The 16,163-nt window shown below is 52.6% G+C and carries 18 protein-coding genes, 1 tRNA gene and 2 riboswitches; of the genes, 8 read left to right on the top strand and 11 right to left on the bottom strand.

Annotation, left to right across the window (positions count from 1 at the left end; translation table 11 throughout):
* Nucleotides 1-212: 212 nt before the first annotated feature.
* The 5 genes from EKM83_RS11895 to EKM83_RS13385 form a co-directional block, all read right to left on the bottom strand.
* Nucleotides 213-285: transfer RNA gene (locus EKM83_RS11895), tRNA-Ala, on the bottom strand.
* Nucleotides 286-359: 74 nt separating this feature from the next.
* Nucleotides 360-1,577, bottom strand: a complete 1,218-nt coding sequence (locus EKM83_RS11900) for an ABC transporter permease (protein ID WP_125577725.1) — start codon at nucleotides 1,575-1,577, stop codon at nucleotides 360-362.
* A complete protein-coding gene (locus tag EKM83_RS11905) occupies nucleotides 1,570-2,466 on the bottom strand; it encodes an ABC transporter ATP-binding protein (protein WP_125577726.1) in 897 nt (298 codons plus the stop codon). The genes EKM83_RS11900 and EKM83_RS11905 overlap by 8 nt, the downstream gene beginning before the upstream one ends.
* A gap of 195 nt (nucleotides 2,467-2,661) precedes the next feature.
* Nucleotides 2,662-4,032: a nucleobase:cation symporter-2 family protein gene (locus tag EKM83_RS11910; RefSeq protein ID WP_164505668.1), complete on the bottom strand. Its 1,371-nt coding sequence runs from the start codon at nucleotides 4,030-4,032 to the stop codon at nucleotides 2,662-2,664.
* 118 nt (nucleotides 4,033-4,150) lie between these two features.
* Nucleotides 4,151-4,249, bottom strand: a riboswitch (purine riboswitch).
* Between the two features lie 51 nt (nucleotides 4,250-4,300).
* Entirely contained in the window at nucleotides 4,301-4,456 is a 156-nt protein-coding gene (locus EKM83_RS13385; RefSeq protein WP_164505669.1) for a hypothetical protein, read from the bottom strand.
* Nucleotides 4,457-4,584: 128 nt separating this feature from the next.
* Here EKM83_RS13385 and EKM83_RS11915 point away from each other — a divergent pair, with 128 nt between their 5' ends.
* The 5 genes from EKM83_RS11915 to EKM83_RS11935 all read left to right on the top strand — a co-directional run bounded on the left by EKM83_RS11915 (nucleotide 4,585) and on the right by EKM83_RS11935 (nucleotide 8,110).
* Entirely contained in the window at nucleotides 4,585-5,568 is a 984-nt protein-coding gene (locus EKM83_RS11915; RefSeq protein ID WP_318531777.1) for an asparaginase, read from the top strand.
* Between the two features lie 80 nt (nucleotides 5,569-5,648).
* A complete protein-coding gene (locus EKM83_RS11920; RefSeq protein WP_125577730.1) occupies nucleotides 5,649-6,815 on the top strand; it encodes a hypothetical protein in 1,167 nt (388 codons plus the stop codon).
* Between the two features lie 162 nt (nucleotides 6,816-6,977).
* Nucleotides 6,978-7,322, top strand: a complete 345-nt coding sequence (locus tag EKM83_RS11925; protein WP_125577731.1) for a hypothetical protein — start codon at nucleotides 6,978-6,980, stop codon at nucleotides 7,320-7,322.
* A gap of 12 nt (nucleotides 7,323-7,334) precedes the next feature.
* Nucleotides 7,335-7,589, top strand: a complete 255-nt coding sequence (locus EKM83_RS11930) for a zinc-ribbon domain-containing protein (protein ID WP_164505670.1) — start codon at nucleotides 7,335-7,337, stop codon at nucleotides 7,587-7,589.
* 5 nt (nucleotides 7,590-7,594) lie between these two features.
* A complete protein-coding gene (locus EKM83_RS11935; RefSeq protein WP_125577736.1) occupies nucleotides 7,595-8,110 on the top strand; it encodes an O-acetyl-ADP-ribose deacetylase in 516 nt (171 codons plus the stop codon).
* An 82-nt stretch (nucleotides 8,111-8,192) separates the two neighbouring features.
* Here the strand turns inward: EKM83_RS11935 and EKM83_RS11940 are convergent, their stop codons facing one another.
* Nucleotides 8,193-8,387 carry an LBP_cg2779 family protein gene (locus EKM83_RS11940; protein ID WP_125577738.1) on the bottom strand — a complete coding sequence of 65 codons (195 nt, stop codon included), beginning with the start codon at nucleotides 8,385-8,387 and terminating at the stop codon, nucleotides 8,193-8,195.
* A gap of 290 nt (nucleotides 8,388-8,677) precedes the next feature.
* Here EKM83_RS11940 and EKM83_RS13390 point away from each other — a divergent pair, with 290 nt between their 5' ends.
* A complete protein-coding gene (locus EKM83_RS13390) occupies nucleotides 8,678-8,851 on the top strand; it encodes a hypothetical protein (protein WP_164505671.1) in 174 nt (57 codons plus the stop codon).
* A 227-nt stretch (nucleotides 8,852-9,078) separates the two neighbouring features.
* On the opposite strand, the gene EKM83_RS11945 is transcribed toward EKM83_RS13390, so the two are convergent.
* The 5 genes from EKM83_RS11945 to EKM83_RS11965 form a co-directional block, all read right to left on the bottom strand.
* Entirely contained in the window at nucleotides 9,079-9,435 is a 357-nt protein-coding gene (locus tag EKM83_RS11945) for a hypothetical protein (protein ID WP_225418675.1), read from the bottom strand.
* A 54-nt stretch (nucleotides 9,436-9,489) separates the two neighbouring features.
* Nucleotides 9,490-10,176, bottom strand: a complete 687-nt coding sequence (gene tenA, locus EKM83_RS11950) for a thiaminase II (RefSeq protein WP_125577740.1) — start codon at nucleotides 10,174-10,176, stop codon at nucleotides 9,490-9,492.
* Nucleotides 10,177-10,194: 18 nt separating this feature from the next.
* Nucleotides 10,195-10,848, bottom strand: coding sequence for an energy-coupling factor transporter transmembrane component T family protein (locus tag EKM83_RS11955; protein ID WP_125577742.1), 654 nt, complete (start codon nucleotides 10,846-10,848; stop codon nucleotides 10,195-10,197).
* Entirely contained in the window at nucleotides 10,845-12,257 is a 1,413-nt protein-coding gene (locus tag EKM83_RS11960; RefSeq protein WP_125577744.1) for an ABC transporter ATP-binding protein, read from the bottom strand. Before EKM83_RS11960 ends, EKM83_RS11955 begins: the two co-directional genes overlap by 4 nt.
* Before the next feature lie 135 nt (nucleotides 12,258-12,392).
* Nucleotides 12,393-12,959: an ECF transporter S component gene (locus EKM83_RS11965; protein ID WP_125577746.1), complete on the bottom strand. Its 567-nt coding sequence runs from the start codon at nucleotides 12,957-12,959 to the stop codon at nucleotides 12,393-12,395.
* A gap of 88 nt (nucleotides 12,960-13,047) precedes the next feature.
* A riboswitch (TPP riboswitch) is annotated at nucleotides 13,048-13,137 on the bottom strand.
* Nucleotides 13,138-13,358: 221 nt separating this feature from the next.
* Here EKM83_RS11965 and EKM83_RS11970 point away from each other — a divergent pair.
* Together EKM83_RS11970 and EKM83_RS11975 are read left to right on the top strand one after the other, a co-directional pair.
* Nucleotides 13,359-14,528, top strand: a complete 1,170-nt coding sequence (locus EKM83_RS11970) for a D-alanyl-D-alanine carboxypeptidase family protein (RefSeq protein ID WP_125577748.1) — start codon at nucleotides 13,359-13,361, stop codon at nucleotides 14,526-14,528.
* A 287-nt stretch (nucleotides 14,529-14,815) separates the two neighbouring features.
* Nucleotides 14,816-15,985, top strand: a complete 1,170-nt coding sequence (locus EKM83_RS11975; RefSeq protein ID WP_125577750.1) for a D-alanyl-D-alanine carboxypeptidase family protein — start codon at nucleotides 14,816-14,818, stop codon at nucleotides 15,983-15,985.
* Nucleotides 15,986-16,163 lie beyond the last annotated feature (178 nt).

Consider the following 16,163-nt stretch of genomic DNA (forward strand, 5'->3'; position numbering starts at 1 on the left):
AACGCACCGCCTACGGCTACCGCAACTGGACCAACTTCCACTATAGAATACAGATTGAATTTAATATCCGGGTCCAAAAAAGAGGCCCAATTCGTAAGTGAATTGAACCTCTCAAATTCTCCCCATCAACACCGGTTGACAAAGAGCCAAAAAATGAGAACGTCAGTGTGTCACCCTTAGTGCCACCGTTCTCATCGCAAATCTTACTTCAATGGACCTTACCGGATTTGAACCGACGACCTCCTGCATGCGAAGCAGGCGCTCTCCCAACTGAGCTAAAGGCCCATACCACTTATGCATTCTATTATATCACGATGATTGAAAATGTTAATGCAAAAGTGGCTTTTGGTTTTAAAAATTTAGTGCTTGAATTTCTTAAATAAGTGTTGCCAGAGGCTTTGGCTGTCGGTTTGTAACATCAGACGCTGGTATTGGCGGCCAATGTAAACGGCGAAGAGGGCCGTAGCTACGATCAAGATAACCAGGGAGCCCCATTGTTCGCCCCAGCCCACGGTACCATTGATGATGCGCATTGGCATGAAGTATGACGAGAAGAAGGGCACGTACGACAGAATCTTGACAGCCAACGCGTCCATGTTGTTTTGGAACGGGAAGGTGGCGAAGAAGCCCAACATCCCCAGCATCACAACTGGCTGGGCCGCCTTAGAAGCATCCTCGGCTTTAGCGACTAGCGCCCCACTGTAGGCGGCTAAAATCGTGTAGATGACTACGCCGAACAGAAGGTACAACAGGTTCAAATTGAACAGGTTGTGGAACACGCCACTGACCAGCGCTTGATGAGCGACGACCAAACGGTGAATTCCCGCATAGTTCATGGCAATGGCGTAACCAGCCCAGCCGCCTAACAGGTAGATGACGATTTGGGTGACAATCATCAGGAGAATACCCGTGATCTTACCCACGAAGTAGCTGGTCGCAGTGGTACTAGAGAAGATGATCTCCATGATTTTCGTGCCCTTTTCCGAGGCGATTTCTTGCGCCGTAATCGAGGAATAGGTGATGAGGATGATGTAGATCATGGTCACCAACACCCAAAAGGAAATCAGCTTGGCCAAGTTAGACGTGCCCGCTTTGGTGGCGACGTGTTGTTTCAACACCGGCGTTTGCGCTAGGGCACGTTGTTGCTTGGGGGACAGCTTGGCTGTTTGGTAGTTTTGGACCTGCTGGTATTGGGTCAAGAAGTTCTTGACCTGGGCCTGCAGACCGTTACTCATCGGCTTACTGCCGTGATAGTCGCCGCGGAGGCGGGGGCCTTCGCTACTGAGGGTGAGGTAGCCAGCTAAGTGATTGGCCTTGACTGCCTTTTTCGCAGCGGCGACGGTGGTCACTTTAGTATTGATGTTGTCCGGATGTTGCTGCAAATAACTGCGACGCAAGGTCCGAGTGTCGCTGATTACGGCGACTTGACTGCTACTGCGATTGCTATTGGCACTGATATAACTGATGCCCGCCGTTAAGGCAATCATCAGAAATGGACCGAGAATCATGAACAGGAAGCTCCAGGACTTGACCTGGCGCAGATAGGTTTCAAAGGTGACGACCCAAGTCTTAGACATGTTCTTCACCTACTTTCAAACGGAAAATTTCGTCCAGGGTCGGTGGCTGTTGACTGAATTCCTCGATGTAGTGGCCTTGCGTCAACGCGTCAAAAATGGCGGGGCCCGCGGTGGCAGCGCTCAGGTGGAGCACGTAACGCTGGCCGTGACGATGGGTGACACTAGCGACACCGGGGAGAGCGGTAAGTTGGTCGGTCGACCAATCGGTGGTCACGAACAGCTCGGTCTTGCCAAATTGTTCGCGCACCTCATCCAACGTACCGTGTAAGACGACGTTGCCCTTACGTAGCATGACTAACCGGTCGCACACCGCCGTGACGTTTTCCATGTCGTGGCTGGAGAAAATGATAGCCGCGCCGGCTTGCTTAGCGGTCAAAATGGCTTGTTTCAACAAGTCGGCGTTGACCGGATCCAAGCCACTGAACGGTTCATCTAGGATGATGAGCTTGGGTTGATGGATCAGCGTGCAGATCAGTTGGACCTTTTGTTGGTTCCCCTTGGAGAGGTCTTTGATCTTGCTTTTGCGGGTTCCCTTGACGGCAAAGCGTTGGAGCCAGTCGTCGATTTGGGGCCGGATGACCTTGGCCGATTGCCCTTTGAGGCGGGCTAGATAAACGATTTGTTGTTCAATGGTGAGTTTGGGCATCAGACTCCGTTCTTCTGGCAGGTAGCCGATTTGGTCGAAGTCTGTCGCGGCCAGGGTGTGGCCTTGCCACTGAATCTGACCATCGTAGGTGATGAAATTTAAGATACTGTGGAAGGTCGTGGATTTACCGGCCCCATTTTGACCAATCAGGCCCAGAATCTGGCCGTCTGGGACGTCAAAGCTGACGTCATTGAGCGCCTTGACCGGACCAAAGGTCTTACTGATATGCTGAATGCTTAACATGGCATTTCGCTCCTATCGCGTTGCTTTAGTGAATTCATTATACCCATAAGTAGTGGCGAAACTAAAGGCGGGCAGGTACTTTGTAAGGTTGCTGTCATTTTTGGGGTGAGAATCAGTCGATATAATATTAATTATAATGCGATGGTGAGATAAAAACGGCCAACCAGGGCAAAGGGGCCTGGTTGGTCGTTTGAGCTATTTTCTATTCTGTGGTTGCGCGGTGCTATTGACCTGCGCTTGCGCCGGCGCTGTTTTTCGGGCCGGTCGCATGTTGAAGATGATGTTGAGCAAGACGGCGGAGAAGCTCCCGATGACCACGCCGTTGTTCATGACGATCTGTAAGGATTGTGGCAGTGCTTGGAAGATTTGCGGGTAGACGGTAACGCCGAGTCCTAGGCCGATGGAAATGGCGGAGACCAGCAGATTATTGTTGTCCTTGAAGTCGACCTGTTGGAGCATCCGGATACCTTGCACCCCGACCATGCCAAACATGACGATCATGGCACCACCCAAGACGGGATCAGGAATGACTGTTGCCAGTGCACCAATCTTGGGCAAGAGCCCCAGCAACATTAAGAATGCTGCGGAGAAGTACAATGGCTTGCGCGTCTTCACGCCGGAGAGTTGGACGACGCCGACGTTTTCCGAGAAAGTCGAGTAGGGGAAGGTGTTAAACAGACCACCGAGAATCACGGCGATACCTTCCGCGCGATACCCGCGTTTTAAATCTTGTTCGCCAATCTGTTTGCCGGTGATCTCGCCCAAGGCAAAGAAGACACCGGTAGATTCGACCATGGTCGTCAATGAGACGAGAATCATGGTCAGAATCGACGACCACTCGAACTTGGGCGTCCCGAAGTAGAAGAATTGGGGCAGGTGGAACCAGCTGGCTTGGCCGACCGCTTTGAGGGAGACCATGCCCATGGCCGCCGCGATGAACGTGCCGATCAAGATGCCGGCAAGGATTGCCAACGACTTCAAGAACCCTTTGGCAAAGGCGTTGAGGCCTAAGATGATGCCCATAGTCAAGAAACCGACCAGTAACATCTTGGGGTCGCCGAAGCTCTTAGCCGTCGCATCGCCCCCACCTAAATCTTGGAAGCCAACGGGAATCAAGGTGAACCCGATAATGGTGATCAGAGATCCCGTGACGACTGGTGGGAAGAAGTGTTTGATCTTCGAGAACCAGCCGGCACTTAAGAAGACGAAGATGCCGGCACTGATGATGGCGCCATACATGACGCCGACGCCATATTGATTGCCAATGGCGCTCAATGGTGTGACGGCTTGGACGGCACAACCCAAGACAACGGGCAGACCGATACCGGTCAACGGCGTGCGTTTTAACTGTAACAGGGTCGCAACCCCGCACATGAAGATGTCCGCGCTGATCAGATAGGCCATTTGCATGGCGTTGAAATGTAGCGCGCCCCCAATCAACAGCGGCACGATGACGTCGCCAGAATACATGGCTAATAAATGCTGAAACCCGAGAATGGCCGCGCGCCACAGGGAAAGTGGCTGGCTGGTCGCTGATGAAGTGGCTGGTGTAGATTTGGACTGCAAGACAATTTCCTCCTTGATGTGATGTCTATTCGCCCGGTTGATGAAAACAAAAAAGCTCCCTTGCAAAAAGGGGGCTACTGAAAACTCGCCGACGAACTCTTTTCATCGGCAAAAAGAGTTTCGTCCTCAATTTGCTTATAGTCCAGAATTTACGGTTCTGGGTAGAAACTCGCCAACCTTATTATGGCATTATATAGGCAATCACATATTTTTAAACTAGAATGTCACTTACTTTACCACGCACCACTGAAAAAAACAATCCCTGTTGTCATTTTCGGATTTTGTGCCAGAGATTTTTCAGAATGTCGCCGAACCAGTGAAGCACGGGGCCCCAGTCAGCCATTCCGCCCGATGAACTATACTTCTTGGGATGGACGTGAACCCCGGGAACATAGACTTTGTCGCGTTCTTCGTTTTTTGACATTTATGAGTCATCCTCTCCGAATTCTAACTTAATTTTACCGCAAGTAAGGTACAATGTGGATAACGAGTTTGGGCGTTGTCGCAAACACCATCGCCCCCAACTATACTCTGATCCTTTCACGAAAGAAGCTGACAGTTTTGAAGAAAATTTTAGCCATTCACACCGGCGGCACCATCTCCATGTCGCAAAATGACCAGGGCGAAGTCGTCCCGAACGCTAAGAACCCGATTGCGCAACAGGAGACCATCCTGGCGGGGCGGGTTGAGCTCTTTACCGATGAAATGTTCAATCTTCCATCGCCACACATGACCCCCGTCGAGATGCTGAAAATCAAGCGGCGCATCGCCCAGGCCGAACGTGATGGCATTGATGGCGTGGTCATCACCCACGGGACGGATACGCTGGAAGAAACGGCGTACTTCTTGGACCTGACCCTACCGAGCACGATTCCCGTCGTCGTGACCGGGGCTATGCGCTCGTCTAACGAGGTCGGATCCGACGGCCTGTATAACTTTCAATCCGCTATCGAAGTGGCCGCAGACGACGCCTCACGGGGCAATGGCGTGATGGTCGTGATGAATGATGAGATTCACACGGCGCGCTACGTGACCAAGACGCACACCACCAACGTGGCCACGTTTCGGACGCCGACCTTTGGCCCGATTGGGATCGTCGCCAAGGATCATGCGGTCTATTTCCAAAAACTCATTCGCCAAGATACCTGTGATATCGACCACGTCACGGACCACGTTTACCTTTTGAAGGCCTACGCGGGGATGGACGGCAGTTTGTTTGATTTCCTGGACAACGACCAGACGGCGGGGCTAGTGATTGAGGGCCTAGGTGCCGGTAACTTGCCACCCCAAACCTTACCGGCTGTTCAGCGTTTATTGGACCGGCAAATCCCAATCGTACTAGTCTCGCGGTGTTATAATGGCGTCGCCGAAGATATTTACGACTATCAAGGTGGGGGCATCGAGCTGCGGAAAATGGGGCTGATGTTGTGCCAAGGCTTGAATGGGCAAAAAGCCCGCATCAAGCTGTTGGTCGGCTTAAGCGCCGGTCTGACGGGAGCAACGTTAGCGAGATTTCTCAGCACGGCCGTTTCTTAAGTACCGGCAACGGACTTGACGGGCTATTTCTGTCAATATATGGTAAGATTTTCTGCATAGTAAGAAAAGGGGGTCGTCATGTGAATTCAATTGTGAATGACTTAAACCGGGCACTGGATCGGCATTTGCTGGTCAACGTGTACCAAACGAATCAAGATGTGGTTTACACCGGGTACGTGACGGCAGTTGGCGCAACCGGCATTATCCTCGCCACCTATGATGACTTCGGCATTCCCGATGGCGCCGTCTTCTTGGCGTTGTCGGTCATTGATGAAGTCGAGTTCTCGAGTGAAGACTTAGAAAATATGACCTTCCGGATTCAAACGGCGCGCGACGAACGCTTCGTTCAGGCCGGGGGATTGACCATGACCTTTGACCGCCACCGGGACTTGCGACGTCAGGTGTTGAGTCACGCTTGGGTCGACCACTTGGTTTTGATGATCGTTTTGAAAAATGACGAGCATTTCTACGAGGGGATGGTCACCAGTGTTGCCAGCGACGTCGTGGGGGTCCAGCTGATCAATAAATTTGATTTCAGCGACCAACCCGCCTTGACGTTGAATCCAGCCGACATTGAAGTCATTGAATTTCAAGGCCGTGAGTTGACCTTACAAGGCCTGGCGGCATCGCGGTTACGGCAACTGTCCCATGAGGACCAGGTGGCCGTCACCGACGAGGCACAGTTCCACGATACCTTGGCTCAACTGGTGGGCAAAGACCCGCTGGTGGCCTTGATTCCGGAACATAACCGCGATTTATTCTATGTGGGCCGTATCAATACGCTCACCGATGATTCGGTCATCATGAGTCTCTTGGACATGACTGGACAATTCGGCGGCTACACGCTGATGCGTCTGAAGGGGCTACACGCCATCGTCATTGAATCGGATTACCTGCAGACCATGCGGCTGTTTTCGCTACTCAACCGGGCCCGTCAACAGCCGATTCAACCGGTGTTAAACGACGAGCGACTGTTTGACGTGACCGTTGACCAGTTCCAGGCGCGTTTGAGCCAAGCGGCAGCGTTTCAGACGATCATCCACATTAAACTTGCGGGGGGCGACAGTCTGAGTGGCTACCCAAGTCACGTTGCTGGCGGTCGGTTTATTTTCCACAAGGTGGAAGACAACGACGACCTCGATCGGGTCGGGGCAGTCTATCAAATCAACGACGTGGACGAAATTTCTTTCGGCTACATGGACGCTTATCTGGTCGAACAACAGCTCCGCATCGAAGGCGAACTTTAGGCGGTTGACTTGGTGGTCACTGGCCGCCTACCGTTGCGCGAAAGTCTAGGCTGGAACGCTGGCGGACGGTAAGGCGGGCTACTAGTGTAATTCTCATTTTAGAACCAAATGAAAACCTGCGGCCGGAACCTGTCGGCCGCTTACATAAGGAGTTTGTTAAACATGAAATGGCAAAACTTACCGCGTTGGGCGCGGGATACGATTTCCGTGGTCGGTGCGATGGCGGTTCTGTTGGTCATCTACGATGCGTTCTTTGCTAAGCACGTCAACTGGGTGCTGGTGCCGATTCAAATCGTCGTGGCACTACTGGCTGTTGGGGTGTGGAGCTACTTTAGCTACCGCAGCCAACAGAAACGCAAGCTGGCTGAGCAACAAAAAGCACAGGCGGCTAAAGAGCGGCAACAAAAACGTGAAGCGCAAAAGATAGCCGGCGAGAAGATGGCCGCGGCAACGCGGGAGAAGAACTTGGCACGCAACCAAGCGCATCAACAACGGCGACACGACTAAGGAGGGATTGCGGTGGCAGCTGAATTAAAATTTTGTCCGCATTGCGGCGCGGCTGTGCAGGCGACCGATACGGTTTGTCCTCAGTGTCAGACCGATTTACGGCCTTACCGGGAGTCTCCTAAGCCGCCAGCGGCCAGTCAAAAGTTGAATCTATCATCGCTGTATGCCAACCCGTATCGCGAAGGCATGAAGCGGTTGAAAGCCAAGGAGGGTCAAGCGACCACGAAGCCCAAGCGGCGGTGGCATTGGCCCTGGTCAAAGGAGTGACAGCAATGGCTGAATTTGCAGTGATTCGAGGCGACATCACCGAAAGTAAGGTCGATGCCATCGTTAACGCAGCGAACACCACGTTACTAGGCGGGGGCGGCGTTGATGGGGCCATCCATCGTGCGGCGGGTCCGGAACTCTTTGCGGCCTGCGTGCCGTTGAATGGGTGTCTGACCGGTGAAGCTAAGATTACCCCCGGTTTCAAGTTGCCGTCAAAATGGGTGATCCATACCCCGGGACCGGTGTGGCACGGTGGTCAGCAGGGCGAACCCGAACTGCTGGCCAACTGTTACCGCAACAGTCTGCGCCTGGCCATGGACCACGGGTGCAAGACGGTCGATTTTCCATCCTTGAGCACCGGTGTTTACGGCTATCCGCTCGCCGATGCGGCGGCCGTGGCGACCCAAACGATTGCGACGGTCCTGGCCAAAAGCAATGATCTCCAACGCGTGCGGTTGGTCGCGTTTGATGACGCGACAGCCGCCGCTTACCGGGTGGCCTGGGCGCAGGTCGTTGATTAAATTGGTAAACAAATAGACGCACCAAAACGTTTAGGGGGATTACCCAACGTCTTGGTGCGTCTGGTCTTTTTAATCAGTGTCGTTAGTGTGGTTTCGTGGCAATGAAACCCTTTAAAGCACTTTGTTCCTCGCTGGTTGGTGCGAGTTCACCGGTCTTGATGGCGTGAAACTTCTCGACGGACAGCCGAGAGCCAAAGGCCATTTCTCCATCTGTCTTATCGTATTTCTTTTGGTAGGCGATGATTGCTTCGGCCAAATCGTTTAATTCTTGACTCATTAATATCCCTCCAAATGATAATCCTAATGACTGCTTAAGTTCATTATACTAAATTTTTCAAAAATGGGCGGAATAAGTCCCGATATCTGGAAGTTTTTTTCGATAATGCTTGCTGAATCGGGAAAAATTGCGTAAAATTAAATTCAATATGAAAACGGGTCGGACGGCGGTTGTCAACCAATGTCGCGAAATTGTTAGAAAACTAACGTTAGCCTGTCACAGTTTTGCAATGCGAAGCGGTTAAGCTAGTTATTAGATTATTTTGGTACGATGACTAGTGAGGTGGCAAGGTGAATTTAAGACACATTATTGGTAGCCTCATGGCCGCCGTCATTATTTTGGGCGTGGTGAGTGGTCTAGCGTGGTTCACGATGGGCAAACACACCACGACGCACCAGAGTACCAGTCCCGTGGGCGTTTTAGATACCCCGCACTCGCGTAATTTTCGCGCGAGTGTGAAATAACGCGGAATTCTCCGCCCCGAAGTCGGGTCTCACCCGGCTGTGTCATTTTAAATCTTTGGTAATCATTGTGATTACACACTACAGTCACTTGTAGTTTATCAAGCAGGAAAACAGGTCGGCCTTCGGGCAGGCCTGTTTTTCTAGCCAAAAAAGGCCCATCCCAATCAGGATGAGTCGCGGATAACTTGACAAGATGCGTTAGGCACGTTGCTAGGTAAACTCAGCAATCAATTAAAATGAAACCAGTCACTTTGATTGCGGCGGACGTCACTGCGGATACCGAAGAAGTAGACCAGAAAGGCGGCTACGGCAACCCCGAGGACCACTGTCCACAGCCAATTTTGCGTGTGGATGAAGGTGAAGTAGGCAAAGCCTAAGGTGCTCAGGCCAATCACAATCAGATTGAATACCAGGTGCTTACTGTGGATAAAGGCGACCGCGAGCGCTAAGACGACGGCTCCACCAAACATGTTGTCGCCGCTGAGCTTGCTGCCAGGTTCGCTGAACAGCGCGTACAGTTCAATGGCTGCGCCCAGCACCAAGGCCAGGTAACCGAAAAATTCTAGGAATGTTAAACGTGACATTTTCAAGATTGCCACCTGCTTTCTTTCTAACGGTAGCTTTATTATAACGCGGGTTTAGTGACTTGAAAATGCAGACGCTGTCTCAGAATCACTCAGCGACCATTTTTCTTGATCCAGGGCCATTTGCCAAAATTGGAGCTCGTACCAGCTACTCTTTTGAAAAATAGCCAGTAGCGCAGCCGTGTTAGCTGGCGTGGCGACATAGTTGGCTAAGGCCAGCTGGTCGTGCATGGACCCGGTATAGTCATCGGCGTTGTAGGTATCGATCCAAGATTGGTAGATGGGGACCGGCGACCCGGTACCAGCCAGAGCCTGGCCAATTTCTGCGTACAACCAATAGCACGGCAATAAGCCAGCTACGGCGCCCGCGGGCCCGTGCGTCATCAGTGCGCGATAGATGTGGCTGATGTAAGCGTAACAGGTCGGGGCGGGCGCATGTTGGGCAATCTCTTCGGGGGTGACGTTGAGTCGGTCGAAGAAGGTCTGTCGGACCGCAATTTCGCCGTCACGGAGACTGGTCGCACCGGCACGTAGCTGCTTGACTACGCGCGGGTCATCGCTTTGATCAGCGGCCAAGTCGTGAAGCTTGCCGAATTCGTGGAGGTAGAAATGGTCTTGAATCAGGTAGTAGCGAAAGGTCGCAGCCGGTAGCGTGCCTGCTTGAAGCTGTTGGATGAAGGGATGGCGTTTGGACGCGTCCCAGAGGGCTTGCGTTGCGGTGTGTGCTTGATCAGTAAACATACAAAAACTCCTTTTTAGTTAGGGTAAGCCAATAAACAAGCCAACTTGAATGACCACCAGGCTGAGGGCAAAGATCCACCAGTCGCGGGCCCGCAATGCGACTGTGATTGCATGAGTCCGTGGGGCGCCTTCGACAAAGCCGTGTGAGGTCATGGCGGCGGCCAACTGATCAGACCAGTTCATGGCAGCTAAGATGACTTTGAAATACAGTTGCGGCGACCACACGTGCAATTCTTGGCCCCGCATCAAGGCAGCGGCGCGAATAGTGGCGACCTCCGCTTGAATCTTGGGCATCAGGTTGAAGGCGGCCAGAAAGCCGTAAGCGAATTTAGCCGGCAACTTGGCATTTTGTTCCAGCGACCGGGTCAGCGTCAACGGATCCGTGGTCTGGGTGAACAGCCCACCCATATAAACGTAGACGAACATCCGCGTGAACAGGACGATGAGAAAGTGGTGGCTGGCCGTGCCTTGTAAGGTCAACGACCAGACCAACGCGCTGGCAAAGAACAACGGGACCAGCGTTAGCCACAAGAAACGTTTGACAGTGACGTGGTTGATGAGCATCAAGACCAAGCTAATGGCGATGAGGGCCACGTTGACCGTCCAGACTTGCGTGAAGGACACTTCCAGGGCAATCAACACGGCCAAGGCTAATTTTAAACTCGGGTTCATGGTGTCGCCTCCTGGTAAGTGAGTTGTTGCTGGTCGAGGGCCAAGTGTAGCGTGATCAGGTCATCTAAGCCGCTGAGTTGGTGACTGATCATAATCAGCGTCAACTTGAGGTCGCGCTGGACGGTCGTTAAAATCCGCATGACGACTTGAATGGATGCAAAATCCAATCCCTTCAAGGGTTCGTCTAGCAGTAAGACGTTGGGCGCCATGATCAGCATGCACAGCAGTTGCAGTTTCTTTTGCTGGCCGCTACTCAACGAGTAAATGATTTGGTCAACGTGGTCGGCGAGGTGCAGTTGGGTCAAGAGGTCTTGCACCCGCTCCGGTGTGAAGTAGGTGTGATTGCCAAATTTCTGGGACAATGCCAGTTCTTCGGCCACGGTCACGTTGAGAAATTGGGCACTGGCTGACTGGAACATCAGGCCGACCTGGCGCGCATAGCGTTTGCGTGAAAGCTTGCGAATGTCTTGGCCGTTGTAGGTCAGCTGGCCTTGATAAGCGCCTAAGCGGACCAGGGCACGAAACAGCGTGGACTTGCCACTGCCGTTGGGGCCGGTGATCAGGGTCGCTTGATGGGCAAATAGTGCTAGGTCCTGTGGCCGCAACAACTGCCGTTGACTGTGACCCAGCGCCAATTGGGTGCCTTGCAAGCTGACGGTCAAGTCGTCGGTAGGCAGGGCCACGTGGGTCAACCGGAGCTTGTCGGGAGTAAAGGCAGCAAAGCGCGCTTGCGTGGCGGTTGGCGACAACAGGGTGACTTTACCGGCGTCCAGAACGGCCAGGTGGTCCACCCAGCGGTCATAATTACTCAGATCGTGGTCGGCTAAAATGATGGTCTTGCCGCGCTGCGTACATAGCGCGACTAGCTTTTCCAGCAACGCTAGTCGGGTGGGCGGGTCGATGTTGGCAAAGGGTTCGTCGAGTAAAATGACATCGCTGTCCATGGCCACGATAATGGCGAGGGCCACCTTCTGCTGTTCGCCGCCGGATAGCTGCATCAACTGGCGGTCACGGAGGTCGGCGATGCCGATGAAGTCCAGGGCCGCGGTGATCTTAGCGGGGATGGCCGCTGGATCGACTCGCTGATTTTCCAAGGCAAAGCGCAACTCGTTGACCACGGTATCCATGGTGAATTGGGTGCTGGGCTCCTGGAACAGCATGGCGACGGTCGCGGCTCGTTTAGCAGGCGCAATCTGCGTTAAGGGGTGGCCATCAAAGGTGATGGCGTCCGCGTCCGGTAGCGGGGTCAGCCCCGCAATCAGCTTCAGGAGCGTAGACTTGCCGCCCCCAGACACCCCGGTCAGCAGAGAAAATTTGCCGCTGGGAAAGGTCACGTCGAGGTCATCCAAGACCGGCTGCGTGCGTTTGGGATAGGTAAATGTAAGTGCATGAACGGTTACAGTGGCCACGAAAATTCCTCCAATGTGAAACAGATTGGTGATGATTTTTTTGATGGATGGTGTTGATTGACTGGTCGTTGTCAGCTCGCTGTTGGGACAAGGCATGGTGACTGCTGTGCGGCGGCCAGCCAGCCAAGAACAAGCTTATTTTCCGCTGACGTTAGGCAGAACGTGGGCACGCGCCAGCAGATTGGTGATCAGCTTGGTCAAGACGCCACCGAACAGGAAAATTGACAAGCACCGAACCGCAAACAACATGACCAAAAAGCCAAAGTGATAAGCGGAATAACCGCTCCGGAACAGGTCCCAAGTAAAGGTAACAATAGCGGTCGTCAGGCAACTGATTGACAGGCTGACCCAGTTATAGCGCTTGTAACCGGTGGCGGCAAAACCAATTTCTGCGCCCAGTCCTTGAACAGCGCCAGAAATCAACGTGCTAGCACCCCAGATACCGCCCAGGAACATTTCAACGGCGGCGCCTAGAAATTCGCCGAGTGTGGCGGAACCGGGAATCCGAATGATAAAGCCGGCCAAAGGACCAGCCATGACCCAGATGCCCAATACGATTTCATTAGCCAGCGGTTGCAGCCCAAATGGTGCCAGTGCGGCGGCCAGAATAGTGTAGACAGGATTAATGATCCAGAAGATGACGCCCATAAAAATTGCGAGAATCGTGACCAAAATAATATCGCGGATATGCCAACTTTTCATGAGATGATGCCTCCTATGAGAGTTTTGACAGGGGTGACCAACGAATAAAAAATCCCCCACTAAAAAAATTAGTAGGGGTTCATTGATAGCACAAAAGTACGCAATTCCCTTCGCTGGTGTTAACCAGAGCAGGTTCAATGGGTTTGATCTCAGCCGCGAGGCACCCCAGTCGTATTTGATTACCCTAAGCGTAACTAATTTGGCGGGTAAATGCAACCACGACTGAAAATTATCGTGGCTAGTCATTGAGCTATTCAGGATGGAAACGTTTTTTACAGTTTAGTTACAAAGCCGTGACCACACACCTAAAGCGGCGAAAATGGCTATTGTGGTGGAACAGGAAGTGCTATTCTAATCGTTAGTTAGCTTAATTATTGAAGAACAGGAAGGATTCAACACATGAAGAACTTACCTTTCAGCCGCTGGACCATGGCCTTGGGTGCACTGATTGCCTTGGGTGGCTCGGTCACGAGCGTAATCCCGGCAAATGCGGCGGCTTATCACACCGTCAGCACCCAGAAAATCAAGCAAACGGCCTACCACAAGAAACGCCGTAGTGGCGCTATTTACAATAAAAAACACACCAAGAAGGTCAGCAATTTAACGACCCATCCCCACACAACCTGGTACGCCACCAAGCAAGCCAAATTGAAGCACGGCAAGTCGACGGGCATTTACCTCTACGTGCAAAACAGCAAGCATACCGTCAAGGGTTGGATTTGGCACGGCTACTTAAAGAAGGGCAAGGCACCGTTCGTCTTGACCAAGGCTAAGGCAGCAGTGGCCCTGGACGCCAAGACGGGGAAGGTCGTCTGGTCCAAACACGCCAACACGGCGCGGCCGATTGCTTCTGTTTCAAAGATTATGACGCTCTACTTGACTCTGAAGAAAATCGACGGCAAGAAGAGTAATTGGCAGCACAAGGTCAAGATTACCAGTCGCGGATTGGTGTCAATGAGCCGGAGCGCGGACTGTGGCGGTTTTCATTTCAAATTAAATCACCGCTACACGGTCAAGCAATTGTACTACGCGGCCTTCTTGGATTCGTCGAATAACGCTGCAATTGCCCTGGGCAAATGGGTCAGTGGCAGTAACGGCAAGTTTATCCGCAAGATGAACGCCCAAGCCAAGGCCTGGAAGCTGGGCAAGGCGCATTTCGTTTCGGCATCCGGCCTGGAAAATAGTGACTTGCGACGCTTCGGTTACGCTTACGGTAAGGCTAACGCCAACAAGGTCTCAGCCAAGGACGTGGCGTTGATTGCGCGGCACTTGATGACGGCTTATCCGCGCGTCTTGAAGGACGGCAAGATTGGCTCGATGAAAGTCAACGGGCAACTTTGCTACAACTACAACAATCTCTTGAAGGGGCGCAAATATTACCGCGCTTCCTTGAAGGTTGACGGCTTGAAGACCGGCTACACGCCACTGGCGGGGTACTGCTTCGTGGGAACCGGCCACAAGAGCGGCAAGCACCGGGTCATCACGGTGGTGTTGCATGACATCAATGAGTTCACGGAGACGCGGTCGTTGATGGACCACGCTTACCGATTGAGCAGCATGAACAACTAGTACGACTGGCCGGTTGCCGTTGCGGGGTAACAATGCTTCTAGCCAATTAAATCGGTAATCACCAAACTGTCAGGGCGACCAGCGTCCTGACAGTTTTCGTCACGCCTATCATGGCCGGTTTGCTTTCAAATGATTAACGTTTCAATTGATTGACCCCAAAAGTGGTGGATTACGCAAACGTTACGTCCCCAACAAGTTAGTTACAAAGTCGCGGTCCGCCTTGTTGTGACGGGATTGCCCGTGGTACGGTAGTTGCGGAAGATTAAACGAGAAGAGGACATATTATCATGAGAGCACACAAAGCCAAATGGGCCGCACTGGCCTTTCTATTCGCGCTGACAGTCGGCGCTGGGGTGAGCGTCCAGGAGACGGCGCACGCGGCCGTTTACACCACGGTCTCGACCACGAACCTGACGAAGACTGCGTACCACAAGAAGAGTACGGCGGGCGCCATTTATAACAAAGCGCATAACCGGAAGCTGGCGACCATGAAAGGGTATCCCAACACGACCTGGTACGTGACACAAAAGGCGACGTTGAAGCATGGAAATTCCAAGGGGATTTACTATTACGTGGCGAATAAGTCTGGGGCCGTGAAGGGCTGGATTTGGCACGGTTATCTGAAAAAGGGCAAGGCGCCGTTTGGCTTGAAGTACGCCAAGAACGCGATTGCCATGGACTACACCACGGGTAAGGCGGTTTGGTCCAAGAAGGCTAACACGGCCCGGCCGATTGCGTCTGTGTCAAAATTGATGACGCTGTACCTGGTCTTACAAAAGGTCGGTAGCGGCTCCGGTAGCTGGAACGACGTGGTCAATACCAGTAGTAAGGGCCTGATTGCCATGGGCCAAAGCGCATCGTGTGGGGGCTTCCTCTTTAAGAGTGGCCACAAGTACACGGTCCAAGACCTGTACTACGCGGCACTGCTGGACTCCTCGAACAACGCGGCCATCGCGCTGGGCAAATGGGTCGCTGGCAGTAATGCCAAGTTTATCCAGCAAATGAACGCCCAGGCCAAGAGTTGGAATTTGGGTAAGGCCAGTTTCGTTTCCGCCTCAGGGTTGGAAAACAGTGACTTGAAGGCGTTCGGCTACGCATACGGTAGTGCTAACGCCAACATGGTCTCGGCCAAGGATGTCGCCTTGATTGCCCGGCATTTGATCCAGGATTACCCCCGGATCTTAACGGACGGCGCCATCGGTTCCAAGACGGTGGATGGTCAGACGACTTACAACTACAACAACCTGTTGGCTGGGCGGAAATACTACCAGTCAGCGCTGAACGTAGACGGTTTGAAGACCGGCTACACGCCACTGGCAGGGTACTGCTTCGTCGGGACGGGCCAAAAGACCGGTAAGCATCGGGTCATCACGGTCGTGCTCCACGATATCAATGAATTTACGGAGACACGGTCATTGATGAATAAGGCTTATAGCTATAGTAGTATGAATGCTTAATTTGGAAAACGGCAGCCGCTAGTGGGGCTGTCGTTTTTGATTGGGGTGCTGTCTGATTAAAAGGGTAATTTGATTGCGGTGGTGTTTTCTAGTATTTCAGGGGGATATCCGGTATGCTGAAAAAATATAAAGTGAGCGATTATCATGGTTAAAAAATTATATCGTTATGAAAAGACCA

The organism is Levilactobacillus angrenensis, assembly GCF_003946085.1.
Taxonomy (GTDB): domain Bacteria; phylum Bacillota; class Bacilli; order Lactobacillales; family Lactobacillaceae; genus Levilactobacillus; species Levilactobacillus angrenensis.